Raw genomic sequence first — 13761 nt, 5'->3', positions numbered from 1 at the left:
TACATTTGGTAGTGTAGTCAGATGACTACAGCTTCCGCAACGGGTCGCGAGAAAACGCCCAGCGGGCGCGAGGAAGTGGCCGCGGCGATCCTCGAGGCGGCCACCGACCTGTTCGCCGAGCGCGGTCCGGCCGCGACGTCCATCCGCGACATCGCCGCGCGATCCAACGTCAACCACGGCTTGGTGTTCCGCCACTTCGGCACCAAGGAGCAATTGGTGGGTGCCGTGCTCGATCATCTCGGCGCCGGCCTGAGCGCCCTGCTGGGCACCGATGCGCCCGCGGCCGTGCTGGAGAGTGCCCTGGATCGGCAGATGCGGGTGATGGCCCGCACCGTCCTGGACGGCTATCCGGCCGGCCAGCTACAAAAACGCTTTCCCAACATCGCGACGCTGCTCGACGGCGTGCGACCGCTTTACGACGACGAGGTCGAAGCCCGGGTTGCGATCGCCAATGCCCTTGCCCTGCAATTCGGTTGGCGGTTGTTCGCGCCAATCCTTCGCTCGGCCACCGGGATCGAAGACCTCACGGATGCCGAACTACGCCAGGCCGTCGGTGCCGAGGTGCAACGGATTCTCGAGCCCGCCGACCCTCAGTGACCCCGCGACAGCGCCCGTCGGTGCATGGGCTGGCGGCCGGGCGGTTGCTGCGGCGTCGGTAGCAGTGGTTTGCGGCAATTTATCTCGACTGTCGTCGCGGATTCCGTGCTCAGCTCGAGCTCTTCCCCGGCGTGCCGGATGGTCAACTCGCCGCCCGGGCCGTCGCGCAGCGTGTAGGTGACCTCGGCGTGGTTGACGTCGACGGTGACGCGGAAGTCGCGCCACCGCAGCCGGAACCGCAGCCGCGAAATGCCATCGGGCAGTTGGGGATCCAGCGACAGGAAGCCCTCGTCGTCGCGCAGGCCGCCGAAGCCGGCCACCAGCGCGGTCCACGCACCCGCGAGCGAGGCCATGTGCAGACCGTCGCGGGTGTTGTGGTGCAGGTCCCGCAGATCGATCAGGGCGGCCTCATACGCGTAGTCGTGCGCGAGGTCCAAATGCCCGACCTCGGCGCACATCACCGCCTGCGTGCAGGCCGACAGCGACGAGTCGCGCACCATGCGAGGCTCGTAATAGTCGACGTTGCGGGCCTTCTGCTCGGGCGTGAACGCGTGGCTCTGCCAATGCATCGCCAGCACCAGGTCGGCCTGCTTGATCACCTGCGCGGGATACAGCCGCACGTAGGCCTCGTGCAACAGCAGCGGGTAGGTGGTGTTGCGTTCGAAGTCCCATTCGGCGAAGGTGGTGAAGCCCTCGCACTGCTGATGCACCCCGAGGCCGGAGTCGTAGGGAATGTTGGCGGCCTCGGCCGCATCGCGCCAGGACGCCGTCTCCTCGGTGGTGACTCCCAACGCCTTGGCCACGTCGGGGTGGCGGTTGCAGGCGTCGGCGGCGACGCGCAGATTGTTTGCGGCCATCAGGTTGGTGAAGGCGTTGTCGCGCACGATCGCCGTGTACTCGTCGGGCCCGGTGACGCCGTCGAGGTGCCACACGCCGTGCCGGTCGTGATGGCCGAGGGAAAGCCAGAGCCGGGCGGTCTCGACCAGCACCTGCAGGCCGCAGTCGGCTTCCAGATCGTGGTCTCCGGTGACGATGCGGTAGCGCTCGAAGGCCATCGCGATGTCGGCGTTGATGTGCCAGGCCGCCGTGCCGGCCGGCCAGTAGGCAGAGCACTCCTGCCCGCGGATGGTCCGCCACGGGAAGGCGGCGCCCTCCAGGCCCAGCTCGGCCGCCCGCTCCTGGGCCAGATCCAGGGTGGAGGCGCGCCAGCGCAGCGCATCGGCCACGGTGTGCGGCGCGGTGTAGGTGAGCACCGGCAGCACGTAACCCTCGGTGTCCCAGAAGGCGTGGCCGTCATAGCCGGTTCCGGTGAGACCCTTGGCGGCGATCGCGCGGCGTTCGGCGCGGGCGCTGGCCTGCAGCAGGTGGAAGAGCCCGAATCGCACGGCCTGCTGGGATTCGGAGTCGCCCTCGACCTCGACGTCGGCGCAATCCCAGAAGTCGTCGAGATACTTGCGTTGGGAATCCAGTAGGCCCTGCCAGCCGGTATAACGACCGCTGTGCAGCGCGGCGGCGACCTGGTCCCGCAGCGCCGGACGCGAACGCATGCTCGACCAGCCGTACGCGATGTATTTGACGATGCGCAGCTTCTGCCCCTGGCGCAGACCGCAGATGACGGTGGTCCGCGCCAGGTCGGCGCGCGCATCGGTGCCGACCTCGACGCGCCCGGGCACGTCGACCTCGTGGTCCATACCGGCGGCCATCATCAGCGCGCTGCTGCGCGTCCGGTGCATGAGAACCGCTCCGGTGTCGGTCTTTTCGTGCGCGACCTCTTCGAGGGGGTTCTCCAGGATGGCCGCCACCCGCGGGTCGCCGGAGGTCTGCGGCTGGTCCTCGTTGGTGACCAGCTCGGACTGCACCGTCACCCGCACGAACTCCTGGACCGCTTCCACGCAGTACTCGATGGCGGCGAGGCCGCGCTGGGCAAGGGACACCAGCCGGGTGGAGACCACCTTGACCTCTTTGCCCGCGGGCGAGCGCCAGTGCGCCGTGCGGGTCAGCGTTCCGGCGCGCAGGTCCAGATTCCGTTCGTGGGAAAGCAATTCGCCGTAGCGGACGTCGAATGGCTCGTCCTCGACCAGCAGCCGGATGATCTTGCCGTTGGTGACGTCGACCAGCGTCTGGCCGGCTTCGGGGTAGCCGTACCCGGCCTCGGCGTAGGGCAGCGGCCGAATCTCGTAGAAGGAGTTGAGGTAGGTGCCCGGCAGGCCGTACGGCTCACCCTCGTCGAGGTTGCCGCGCAGTCCGATGTGCCCGTTGGACAGGGTGAACAGCGACTCCGACTGCGCCAGCAGATTGAGGTCGAGCTGGGTTTCGCGCACATGCCAAGGGTCAACGGGAAAGGATTCGTCGGTGATCATGACTGCAGCAGCTCGGCGAGGTCGGTGACCACCACGTCGGCGCCGTTGCGGCGCAAGTCCTCGGCCTGGCCCACCCGGTCGACGCCTACCACGAAACCGAAGTTACCGGCCCGCCCGGCTTCCACTCCGGACAGGGCGTCCTCGAACACGGCCGCGGCGTCGGCGGCGACGTCGAGCAGCTGCGCCCCCCGCAGGTAGGAGTCGGGGGCCGGCTTGCCGGCGATGTGTTCGTCGCGCAGGGTGATGCCGTCCACCCGCTGTTGCACGAACCGGTCCAGGCCGGTGATCTCGAGGACGTCGCGGGTGTTGGCGCTCGACGACACCACGGCGATCGCCAGCCCGGCTGCCGACACCGCCTCGAGGTAGCGGCGCGACCCGTCGAACACCTTGACGCCGTCCTCCTTCAAGACCTTCTGGAACATGTCGTTCTTGCGGTTGCCCAGTCCGTAGACGGTCTCCGCGTCGTCGGGATCGTCGGGGCCACCGTCGGGCAGATGGATGTCGCGGCTTTCCAGAAACGAGCGGACGCCGTCCTCTCTCTTCTTGCCGTCGACGTATTCGCGGTAGTCGGCGGCCTCGTCGAAGGGAACGAACTTATCGCCGGTGCGCTCGGCCCGGTCGGACAGGTACGCGTCGAACATGGCCTTCCACGCTTTGGTGTGCACACTGGCCGTGTCGGTGAGCACGCCGTCGAGGTCGAATAGGCAGGCGCGCACTTTATCGGGCAGACCCAGCGCTGAGCTCACCGGCGGTTCCTCGCTTCCTGGTCTCGGGGGATGGTTAACCGATACCCACTTCACCATGCTTGCTATGCGTGTCGCCAGCTTCAGCGCCGGGCGATGGCGCCGTGGGCCGAGAAATGACCCGCGCGGGGAATCGTGGGGGCTTTGACACCGAGTTTGCCGACGACGTGATCGCGCTCGGACGAACGTGACCAGTCGTGCTCGCTGTGGGTCAGCGTGCCGGGGGTCTTGACCTGGGCGTAGCGGCTTCGTGCCGCGACGAAGCGGGAGAGGCTGTCAATCGCGCACCCGCGACGAGGCGCTTGACTTCGCCGCGGTCGCCACTCCATGCCGACGTGTAGCGATGGTCCGGAATCCCGTTGGGGTGCCAGACATTCACGCTTCCAATACGGCCTGGATGGCGCGCAGGCGGCCGTCGGCCAGGGCCTGCGTGAGGTTTTCGGCTTTCCGCGCAAAATCGGTGACAAAGGCATGCAGGCCCAGCGGGGCGGCGGGCTGGGCCAGGATCGCCCGCATGAGCTCGGCCGCCTGGTCGGTGAGGTCGCTCCACGCCACGACGGCGAAGCCGGCGGATTCGACGACGGCACGCAGCTCAGCGGGGGTGACCAGGTGGCTGCGTGCGGCGTGGTCGGCCCACGGCAAGGGGTAGTCGAGTTCGCTGCCGTCTCCAATCGTGATGTCCCACAGTGCAAGCCGGCCGCCTTGTTTCAGCACGCGGCGCGCCTCGGAGTACAGGCGCGCCTTGTCGGCCACGTTCATCTGCACGTGCTGGCTGAAGACGACGTTGAAAGTCGCATCGCCGAAGGGTAGTTCGGTGACGTCCGCCTGGCGAACCGCTATCCGGTCGTCGAGCCCGACGAGCCGGTTGAGCCAACGGTTCGTCTCGCAGTACTCGTCGGTGAGGTCCACGGCGGTGACCCGCGGGCCGTAGCGGTCTGCGACGTAGCGGGCGGTGCCGCCGACCCCGCTGCCGGCGTCTAGAACCTCGCTCTCACTCGTGATCCCCGCCAGGTCCGCCAACTGGGCGGTCGCGATACGGCCCATGGTGTGGAAGTCCTCCAGCAAGGCCAGGTCGGCGGGGGTTAGGCGGTCGAGGTCCTTGCCGGCGGAGACGAGTGCCCGTTCGACGTTATTGCGCGCCAGGCCCGTCGAGTACTGGGTTTGGATGGTGTCGTTCATCGCTGCACCTGAGCCCATGCGGTGATCAGGGGTGGCATCGCGATGATGGCGTCGGCGGCCTGCGCCTCTTCGTGGAATCTTGGCACGAACTCGTCGATGTCGGCGAACTCGTCGATGGCGAAGCCCCCTTGTTCGGCGATAGGGGAGACCAGCCGCCACACTTCTGCTAGGTAGGCCAGGAGGTCGGCGTCCGCGGCCGTGCCGATCGGCGTGCCGAGGGCCAACCGCGGCGCGCCAAGGCCGGCGTCGGCGAAAAGCGTGTGCAGCGTGGTGCCGAACCGCGGGCTGAGCCCCATCGCCTCGAAGGCGCGAACGATCCCACCCGTCACCCGCCGGAACAGCGGCGTGTCCGGAACACCGTGCGCGCCGGTGATGTCGTTCTCGGAGAACGCGATCACGCCGCCGGGGCGCACGTAGGAACTGAGGCGCCGCAGTGTCGCGGCGGGTTCCGGCAAATGCATCAGGATCAATCGGCCGATCACGGCATCCACCGGTTCGTCCAGCACAACCTCATCGACGCCGGAATGCAGGAATCTCACTGTGGATAAGCCCTTTTCGTGGGCGCGGGCGCGGGCAAGCTCGACCATCGCGGGTGCGGCGTCGACGCCCAGAACGGTCCCCGTCGGACCGACCAGCCGCGCGGCGACAAACGCCACGTCGCCGGGCCCGGACCCGATATCGAGCACCCGCATGCCCGGCCGCAGCCCGGCGAGTCGCAGCGCGTGCTCGGTGTAGTGGTCGTACAGCCGTCCTTGCAGGAGGAGTCGCTGCACCTCTGCGTCGGCGTGGCCCAAGACGTAGGTGCTGCCTTGCGGTGCGGTGCTCATTGCGTTCCCGTCCTTTCTGTGATCGATCGGCCCGAAAACCGGGGGTGTGCGGGCCGGGGATGTTGCTCGATACGATCGAACTTGTCCAGCCGGTGCATCGGTGTCAATGCGGTCAACATGAAATTACTGACCTGACGCATGAAATTGGTTGCGGCACCATGGGATTCGGGGCCTGACGTAGCGGCGCGCGATGGTGAGGAAGTCCTCGGGATCGACGCCCGCGACATCGCGGACGTTTCCAGCAGCTGGGCGGCGACCGCGCCGCCGATCTTGCCCGTGGCGCCGGTGACCAATATTCGCCTACTCATCGGAGTGTCCTTTCCTGTTGAAGCGCCGGCTCCCTTGCTGGGAGAAGCCAGCCGACGACGATCGCCGCGCCGAGCGCGATGCCGGCGCACACCAGCGAGCTCACCCGCATCCCGTCCAGGAACGCGCGATCGACAGCGGCGCGCACATGGCCGGCTTGCTGTGCGGGCAGCCGCTGAATCACTGTGTGCGCCAGAGCCATCGAGTGGCGCATCGCTTCGGCGGGTAGTCCCGTCAGCGCGGGCCCGCCGAGGTGTCCGGAGTACACGGATGCGAAGATGCTGCCCGCGATGGCGACGCCGAGGGTGCCGCCCAGTTCGCGTGTCGTGTCGTTGACGGCCGAACCCACGCCGGCCTTGTCGACGGGCAGCGATCCCATGATCGCCTCCGTGGCCGGTGAGAAGGTCAGGCCGAGGCCGCCGCCGAGCAGCAGCATCTGTGTGGCGATCTGGACGTACGGCGTGGCGGCGTCTGCGGTGGACGCCCAGGCCAGGCCGGCGGCGAATACGGCGAGGCCGGCGGCGACGACGGCGGTGGTGCCGACGCGTTCGACCAGCCGCGGGCCCAGGATGCTGGCGAGCGCGATCGAGGCGGCGACAGGTAGCAGGCGCACGCCGGCCTGAAACGCGGTGTAGTCCTTGATGAATTGGAAGTACTGGGTGATGACGAAGATGAAGCCGAACAGGGTGAGGAACCCGGCGGTCACCGCCAGGCTGCCGCCGGAGAACCGGCGGTTGGCAAAGACCGAGACATCGAGCATCGGATGGGTACTGCGCTGTTCCCAGCGCGCAAACACCGTGAGAAAGGTTGCGGCGAGTGCGAATCCGGCCGCCGTACGGCCGTCGGTCCACCCCCAGGTGGGCGCCTCGATGACCGTGTAGACCAGCGTCGTGACCCCGGCCGCCGACAGGATGAGGCCGGGGAGGTCGACGCGGGGGGCCGCAGGGTCGCGTGAGGTGGGAACGAACAGCTTGGCGCCGATGATGGCCAGCGCCGCGATCGGAATGTTGACCATGAATATCGAGCCCCACCAGAAGTGTTCGAGCAGCCATCCGCCGCTGATCGGCCCGACGGCAACCCCGACGCCGACCATGGCCGCCCACAGTCCGATCGCCTTGGCGCGTGGTATCGGATCGGTGAAGATGTTGGTGATCAGACCCAGCGTGGTCGGGAAGATCACGGCGGCGCCCACACCCATGGCCGCTCGCGCCGCGATCAACGCATCCGCCGAATTCATCTGTGCGGCAACCGCGGAAGTGACGGCGAACAGCGCGAGCCCGGAATTGAGCCAGCCTCGCCTGCCGTAGCGATCGGACAGGCTGCCCACCGAGAGGAGCAGTCCCGACATCACCAGGGTGTAGGCGTCGACGATCCATTGCAGTTGTGCGGTGTCGGCGGCGAGTTCGCGCGACAGCGTGGGCAGCGCGACGTTGACGATCGTGGCGTCAACGCTGATGACGAAGACGCCGATGCAGATGACGCCGAGCGCGGCGATGGGGTGATTGCGAAACGTTGGGTCGGTGCGCATGGACAAGACAGTAAATCTATTAGACAAATAAATCAAGTAGTAAGTTGAAAAAGATGTCTGCAGACGGGTAAGGTGGCAGGGTGGCGTCCCGCAGGAACTACAACCAGAACTGCCCCATCGCGCGGGGCCTCGACGTGCTGGGCGAGCGGTGGACGTTGCTGATCCTGCGTGAGCTGGTCGGCGGAGCCCGCCGCTACGGCGACCTGCGGGCCGAACTGCCCGGTATCGCAACCAATCTGCTCGCCGAGAGGCTCAAGGAGCTGCAGGACGCCGGGCTCGTCGAGCGCGCCGACCTGCCGGCGCCGATCGGCCGCACCGTCTACACGCTCAGTGACCTGGGCTGGCAGCGGGTGCTCCCCATCCTGCGGGGCCTCGCATGGTTCGGGGTGGATCACATGGACCCGGTTGGCGACGCGCCGGTATCACCGCTCAATGGGTTCCTGGCCGGGATTCTGCTCGGCTTCGACTCCGGCGGCGCCGGGGGCCTGGAGGCGACATTCCGCGTCGAGATCGACGGTCGCCGTTTCGAATTCGCCGTCACGCACGGCCGCCTGGGCGCGGCTCGCGGCGAGCCCGCGGTGACCCTCACCGCCGCGGCGGCGGATCTCGTCACCGCTCGGCTCGGGGCCGACGAAGCCGAGCGCAACGCCGCCCTGCGGCGAATCGAGTACGACGGCGACGCCGCAGCCGTCGACGCGCTGCGCACCGCGTTTGCGCTGTAGGCCTGCGGGGCGGAGACGACGCCGCCAGCCACTAGACTCGCGTGCGTGGCCGACCCCACCGAAACCCCTGAACTCGAGGTGTCCGACGCGTCTGGAGCGCCGGCCCGGCCGGTCCTCGTCGTGGACTTCGGCGCGCAGTACGCGCAGCTGATCGCGCGCCGCGTCCGCGAGGCGCGGGTGTTCTCCGAGGTCATCCCGCACACCGCCACGGTCGAGGAGATCAAGGCCCGCGACCCGCTGGCGCTGGTGCTCTCCGGCGGCCCGTCGAGTGTCTACGCCGACGGTGCGCCCCAGCTCGATCCCGCCCTGTTCGATCTCGGGATCCCGGTCTTCGGTATCTGTTACGGGTTCCAGGCCATGGCGCAGGCGCTGGGTGGGACCGTCGCGCACACCGGCACCAGCGAATACGGACGCACCGAGCTGAAAGTCCTTGGCGGAGAACTTCATTCGGGATTACCGAGTTCGCAACCGGTATGGATGAGCCACGGCGATGCGGTCACGGCCGCGCCGGACGGGTTCGAGGTGGTGGCCAGCAGCTCCGGTGCTTCGGTGGCCGGCTTCGAGAACCGGCAGCGGCGTCTGGCCGGCGTGCAGTACCACCCCGAGGTCATGCACACCCCGCACGGGCAGCAGGTGCTGAGCCGCTTCCTGCACGACTTCGCCGGGCTGGGCGCGGACTGGACGGCCGCCAACATCGCCGGTGTGCTGATCGAGCAGGTGCGCGCCCAGATCGGTGACGGCCGGGCGATTTGCGGGTTGTCCGGCGGCGTGGATTCCGCGGTGGCCGCCGCGCTGGTGCAGCGGGCCATCGGGGACAGGCTGACCTGTGTCTTCGTCGACCACGGGCTCCTTCGCGCCGGGGAGCGCGCACAGGTGCAACGCGACTTCGTGGCCGCCACCGGCGCCAGGCTGGTCACCGTCGATGCGGCCGACACCTTCCTGGACGCGCTCGCGGGGGTGACCAATCCCGAAGGCAAGCGCAAGATCATCGGCCGCCAGTTCATCCGGGCCTTCGAGGGCGCGGTGCGAGACATCGTGCAGGACAGTGGCTCTGATGGGGACTCCGACGTTGAGTTCCTGGTGCAGGGCACGCTGTATCCGGACGTGGTGGAGTCCGGTGGCGGCAGCGGCACCGCGAACATCAAGAGCCACCACAACGTCGGCGGCCTGCCCGGCGACTTGAAGTTCAAACTCGTCGAGCCGCTGCGGCTGCTGTTCAAGGACGAAGTGCGGGCCGTCGGGCGCGAGCTTGGCCTGCCGGAGGAAATCGTTGCGCGCCAACCTTTCCCGGGCCCCGGCCTGGGAATCCGGATCGTCGGTGAGGTCACCGCGGCGCGGTTGGACACCCTGCGGCGTGCGGATTCGATTGCACGCGAGGAGCTGACCGCGGCGGGCCTGGACACCCTGATCTGGCAGTGCCCGGTGGTGCTGCTGGGCGAGGTTCGATCGGTGGGTGTGCAGGGCGACAACCGCACCTACGGGCACCCGATCGTGCTGCGGCCGGTGACCAGTGAGGACGCCATGACCGCCGACTGGACCCGGGTTCCCTACGAGGTGCTGGAGCGCATCTCGACCCGCATCACCAACGAGGTGGCCGAGGTCAACCGGGTGGTGCTGGACATCACCAGCAAACCTCCCGGCACCATCGAATGGGAGTAGTCGGCCGCCGGGAAAAAGCGGCCACATTGCACCCATCAGCCACACCAGTACCGATCGCATAACGCTGTCCCTCACGTCGCTTGACGGTTGTCAGAGGGCGGGTGTTTACTTCGAAATGTATCGAACATACATTCGAATACATCCCGGAAGCTCCCGGAAAGCGTGGTGATAGGAGGCTGGTCATGACCGCGGCTTTTGCCTCCAGTCGCCCTCGAGAAACCCGTGCTGAGCAGCTGGAATCGCTTCGCCGGCGGATGGCGAGCATCTCCGGGAAGAAGGCCGCGCCCGCCGCCGCCGCGCCCGCCGAGGACCTGCTGCCGAACTCGGAATCCCAGCTGGCCCTCCCGCCGTGGCTGGCCGAGCTGCTGCCCGTGCCGGTGCCGCGGGGATCGGTTGCGGTGCTCTCGGGTGCCCGGTCGCTGCTGTTGAGCATGGTGGCCGCCGTCACGGCGGCCGGCGGCAACGCCGCAATCGTCGGCCAGCCGGATATCGGGCTGCTGGCCGCCGCGGAGATGGGGGCGGATCTGAGCCGGCTCGCGGTGATACCGGATCCCGGCACCGATCCGGTGGAAGTCGCCGCGGTGCTCGTCGACGGCATGGATCTGGTGGTCCTGGGGCTGGGTGGGCTCCGGGTGCCGCCCACCCGGGCGCGGGCGGTGGTGGCCCGCGCCCGGAACAGGGGCTGCACCCTGTTGGTCACCGGCGGCGATTGGCAGGGGGCACCGACGCGCCTTGCCGCCCGGGTCTGTGGTTATGAGATCACCGCAGACGGTCGTCCCGGATTCGGCCGGATCGACGGGGTGCGGTTGCAGGTCACTGGGACATGCGCGGGACGACAGGTGATGACCCCAGCGCGAGCCGGGTAAACCGGTGGCTGGTCTTTCTGACCCTTCTGGAGCAAGGGTTTTGGCGATCTGGTGTATGGACTGGCCCGCGGTCGCGGCGGCCGCGGCCGCGGGTCTGTCCGCCACCGCCCCGATCGCGGTCACGTTGGCCAACCGGGTGATCGCCTGCTCGTCGGCCGCCCGCGCGGCGGGGGTGCGGCGGGGGCTGCGACGCCGGGAGGCGGCCGCCCGATGCCCGCAACTGCACGTCACCGCCGCCGACGCGGACCGCGACGCCCGCCTTTTTGAAGCGGTGATCGCGGCGGTGGACGACCTGGTGCCCCGCGCCGAGGTGCTGCGGCCCGGCCTCCTGGTGTTGCCGGTGCGCGGTGCGGCCCGCTATTTCGGGTCCGAGGCCATCGCCGCCGAGCGGCTGATCGACGCGGTGGCTGTGAGTTCAGTGGCCGGCGCGGAGTGTCAGGCCGGGGTGGCCGACCAGTTGTCCACCGCGGTCTTCGCGGCGCGGGCGGGCCGGGTCGTCGAGCCGGGGGGTGACGCGAAGTTTTTGTCGGTGCTGTCCATCCGCCAGCTCGCCACCGAGCCGAGCCTGTCCGGTGCCGGCCGCGAAGAGCTGACGGACCTGTTGTGGCGGATGGGGATTCGCACCATCGGGCAGTTCGCCGCGCTGTCGCGCAGCGACGTGGCTTCCCGGTTCGGCGCCGACGGGGTGACCGCGCACCGGTTGGCCCGTGGCGAACCCGAACGCCCGCCGTCGGGCCGGGAGCCGCCGGCCGAACTCGAGGCCGTGCTGGACTGCGACCCGCCGATCGACCGGGTCGATGCCGCGGCGTTCGCCGGGCGCTCACTGGCCGGCAGGCTGCATCAGACGCTGATGGCGGCCGGCGTGGGATGCACCCGGCTGGCCATCCACGCCGTCACCGCCAACGGCGAAGAACTGCACCGGGTGTGGCGGTGCGCCGAGCCGTTGACCGAGGACGCCACCGCCGACCGGGTGCGCTGGCAGCTCGACGGATGGTTGAGCAGCCGCACCGCGCGCAATCCCCGTCCCACCGCCGCGGTGACGCTGTTGCGGCTCGAGGCGGTGGAGGTGGTATCCGCCGAGGCGCTGCAGTTGCCGCTCTGGGGTGGCCTGGGCGAGGAGGACAGGCTGCGGGCTCGCCGGGCGCTGGTGCGGGTGCAGGGCCTGCTCGGTCCGGAGGCGGTGCGAGTGCCGGTGCTGTCCGGCGGGCGCGGCCCGGCCGAGCGCATCACGCTGATCCCGCTCGGCGACGAGCCGGTGCCGCGGGTCGATCCCGACCGGCCGTGGCCCGGCCGGCTGCCCGAGCCGTCCCCGGCGGTCCTGCTTGACGACCCGGTGGAACTGCTTGACGCCCAGGGGAACCCGATACGGGTGACCATTCGGGGACTGTTCTCCGCCGACCCCGCGCGCATGATCGCCCATGGCCGCGACGAGCGGCTGTGCTGGTGGTCCGGGCCCTGGCCGGTCGACGAGCGATGGTGGGATCCCGAATTGAGTAAGGGGGGCACCGCCCGCGCCCAGGTGTTGCTGGAGAGTGAGCGTGCGTTGCTGCTGTGCTACCGCCGGCGACGCTGGTATGTGGAGGGAAGTTACGAATAACTTTGCGCTTCAGCGTATTCGACGCGCCGCAACGTATCGGGGGTCAGATCCTTGAGCGAGGGATATCCGTCGACCGCCATGATCAGATCCGCTTCGGCCAGCAGCGAACGCAGCACATGCACGATGCCCTCCACACCACCGACGGCCAGACCGTAGGCGTAGGGGCGCCCGATCCCCACGGCGGTCGCGCCCAGCGCCAGCGCTTTGATGATGTCGGCGCCGCCGCGCACCCCCGAGTCGAACAGCACCGGCATCCCGTCGGCGGCGTCGATCACCGCGGGCAGGCAATCCAAGCAGGGCAGCCCGCCGTTGGCTTGCCGACCGCCGTGGTTGGAGCAGTAAATGCCGTCCACACCAATATCTTTGGCGCGGCGAACGTCGTCGGGATGGCAGATGCCCTTGACCATCAACGGCAGGCTGGTCTCGGACCGCAGCCATTCCAGGTCCGACCACCGGAACGGCCCACCGAAGATCGGCAGCTTGCGCACCGCCGCCTCGGTGGCGTCTTCGTCCGGGCCCAGGTTGTCGCGGAAAACCGGATCGCTGGTGTAGTTGGCCAGGCAGCCGCTGGGCACCTGCGGGTAGTTCCCGCCCTTCAGGTCGCGGGGGCGCCAGCCGGTGACCCACGTGTCGAGGGTGACGGCGATGCCCTTGAAGCCCGCCGCCTCGGCCCGGTGCACCAGGCTGGTGGCCATCTTGCGGTCCGGCGGCGTGTATAGCTGGAAAAACGCGGGGGTGTCGCCGAGCTCGGCGGCGAGATCCTCCATCGGGTCGGCCGACAGTGTCCCCACGAAAAACGGCACACCCGTGCGGACCGAGGCCCGCGCACACAACATGTCCCCGTGGCCGCCGGGGTCGCACACCCCGATGACGCCGATGGGTGCCATGAATATCGGGGACGGAAACGTGAGGCCGAACAACTCGACCGACATATCGCGCTGTTCGGGCGCGATCCCCATGCGCGGATACAACCCCCACCGCTTGAAAGCCTCGCAGTTGATGCGCTGGGTGTGTTCGTCGCCGGCGCCGCCGGCCACATATCCCAGCACCTTCGGCGTCATCGCCGCCGCGGCCTTCTTCTCCAGCTCCTCGAATCTGATCGGGTACTGCGGCTGATTGCCGTGCAGCGACTGGTCGTACAACTCGTTTTGATACTCGGCGAAAGCCATAGTCGCCGACTTCCCCGTGCTTCGATCACCAAACGAGCGCTCGAGGATGAACCCCGCGGTCTGCTCCGCCGCTAGTACCGCCCGAAGGCGATGGCCACGTTGTGTCCGCCGAACCCGAACGAGTTGTTGATCGCGTACTCGTAGTTGCCCGGTCGTGGTGTGCCGGCCACGACGTCGAGGTCGATTTCGGGGTCGAGGTTTACCAGGT

At 68.6% G+C, this 13761-nt stretch carries 12 protein-coding genes and 1 pseudogene; 5 read left to right on the top strand and 8 right to left on the bottom strand.

Annotated elements, in window-relative coordinates; all coding sequences use genetic code 11:
• Window positions 1-21 precede the first annotated feature (21 nt).
• Window positions 22-597 (top strand): TetR/AcrR family transcriptional regulator, encoded by a 576-nt coding sequence (locus AC5Y4H_RS08535; protein ID WP_499980335.1) that lies wholly within the window; start codon window positions 22-24, stop codon window positions 595-597.
• Here AC5Y4H_RS08535 and AC5Y4H_RS08530 read toward each other — a convergent pair.
• The 6 genes from AC5Y4H_RS08530 to AC5Y4H_RS08505 form a co-directional block, all read right to left on the bottom strand.
• Window positions 591-2957 carry a glycoside hydrolase family 65 protein gene (locus tag AC5Y4H_RS08530; protein WP_499980333.1) on the bottom strand — a complete coding sequence of 789 codons (2367 nt, stop codon included), beginning with the start codon at window positions 2955-2957 and terminating at the stop codon, window positions 591-593. The genes AC5Y4H_RS08535 and AC5Y4H_RS08530 overlap by 7 nt on opposite strands.
• A complete protein-coding gene (locus AC5Y4H_RS08525; protein WP_499980332.1) occupies window positions 2954-3760 on the bottom strand; it encodes a beta-phosphoglucomutase family hydrolase in 807 nt (268 codons plus the stop codon). The genes AC5Y4H_RS08530 and AC5Y4H_RS08525 overlap by 4 nt, the downstream gene beginning before the upstream one ends.
• A 315-nt stretch (window positions 3761-4075) precedes the next feature.
• Window positions 4076-4879 carry a class I SAM-dependent methyltransferase gene (locus AC5Y4H_RS08520; protein WP_499980330.1) on the bottom strand — a complete coding sequence of 268 codons (804 nt, stop codon included), beginning with the start codon at window positions 4877-4879 and terminating at the stop codon, window positions 4076-4078.
• Window positions 4876-5706 (bottom strand): methyltransferase domain-containing protein, encoded by an 831-nt coding sequence (locus tag AC5Y4H_RS08515; protein ID WP_499980329.1) that lies wholly within the window; start codon window positions 5704-5706, stop codon window positions 4876-4878. The genes AC5Y4H_RS08520 and AC5Y4H_RS08515 overlap by 4 nt, the downstream gene beginning before the upstream one ends.
• Window positions 5703-5999, bottom strand: coding sequence for a hypothetical protein (locus tag AC5Y4H_RS08510; protein WP_499980328.1), 297 nt, complete (start codon window positions 5997-5999; stop codon window positions 5703-5705). The genes AC5Y4H_RS08515 and AC5Y4H_RS08510 overlap by 4 nt, the downstream gene beginning before the upstream one ends.
• An 11-nt stretch (window positions 6000-6010) precedes the next feature.
• The gene (locus tag AC5Y4H_RS08505) at window positions 6011-7540 is read right to left on the bottom strand and encodes an MFS transporter (protein ID WP_499980326.1); all 1530 of its coding nucleotides are present in this window, start codon (window positions 7538-7540) and stop codon (window positions 6011-6013) included.
• 80 nt (window positions 7541-7620) lie between these two features.
• Between AC5Y4H_RS08505 and AC5Y4H_RS08500 the strand changes: the two genes are divergently transcribed.
• The 4 genes from AC5Y4H_RS08500 (at window position 7621) to AC5Y4H_RS08485 (ending at window position 12384) form a co-directional block, all read left to right on the top strand.
• A complete protein-coding gene (locus tag AC5Y4H_RS08500; RefSeq protein ID WP_499980325.1) occupies window positions 7621-8262 on the top strand; it encodes a winged helix-turn-helix transcriptional regulator in 642 nt (213 codons plus the stop codon).
• Window positions 8263-8340: 78 nt separating this feature from the next.
• Window positions 8341-9921: a glutamine-hydrolyzing GMP synthase gene (gene guaA, locus AC5Y4H_RS08495; protein ID WP_499980711.1), complete on the top strand. Its 1581-nt coding sequence runs from the start codon at window positions 8341-8343 to the stop codon at window positions 9919-9921.
• Window positions 9922-10103: 182 nt separating this feature from the next.
• Window positions 10104-10787 carry a DnaE2-dependent mutagenesis accessory factor ImuA' gene (imuA', locus tag AC5Y4H_RS08490; protein ID WP_499980323.1) on the top strand — a complete coding sequence of 228 codons (684 nt, stop codon included), beginning with the start codon at window positions 10104-10106 and terminating at the stop codon, window positions 10785-10787.
• 55 nt (window positions 10788-10842) lie between these two features.
• Entirely contained in the window at window positions 10843-12384 is a 1542-nt protein-coding gene (locus AC5Y4H_RS08485) for a DNA polymerase Y family protein (RefSeq protein WP_499980322.1), read from the top strand.
• Here the strand turns inward: AC5Y4H_RS08485 and AC5Y4H_RS08480 are convergent.
• Together AC5Y4H_RS08480 and AC5Y4H_RS08475 are read right to left on the bottom strand one after the other, a co-directional pair.
• The gene (locus AC5Y4H_RS08480) at window positions 12375-13553 is read right to left on the bottom strand and encodes an alpha-hydroxy-acid oxidizing protein (protein ID WP_499980320.1); all 1179 of its coding nucleotides are present in this window, start codon (window positions 13551-13553) and stop codon (window positions 12375-12377) included. The genes AC5Y4H_RS08485 and AC5Y4H_RS08480 overlap by 10 nt on opposite strands.
• A 71-nt stretch (window positions 13554-13624) precedes the next feature.
• Window positions 13625-13761: pseudogene (locus AC5Y4H_RS08475) on the bottom strand (beta-ketoacyl-ACP synthase); the annotation flags it as partial.

It is taken from the genome of Mycobacterium sp. NGS58 (assembly GCF_059812385.1).
This window is presented reverse-complemented; position numbering and strand designations above follow the sequence as displayed.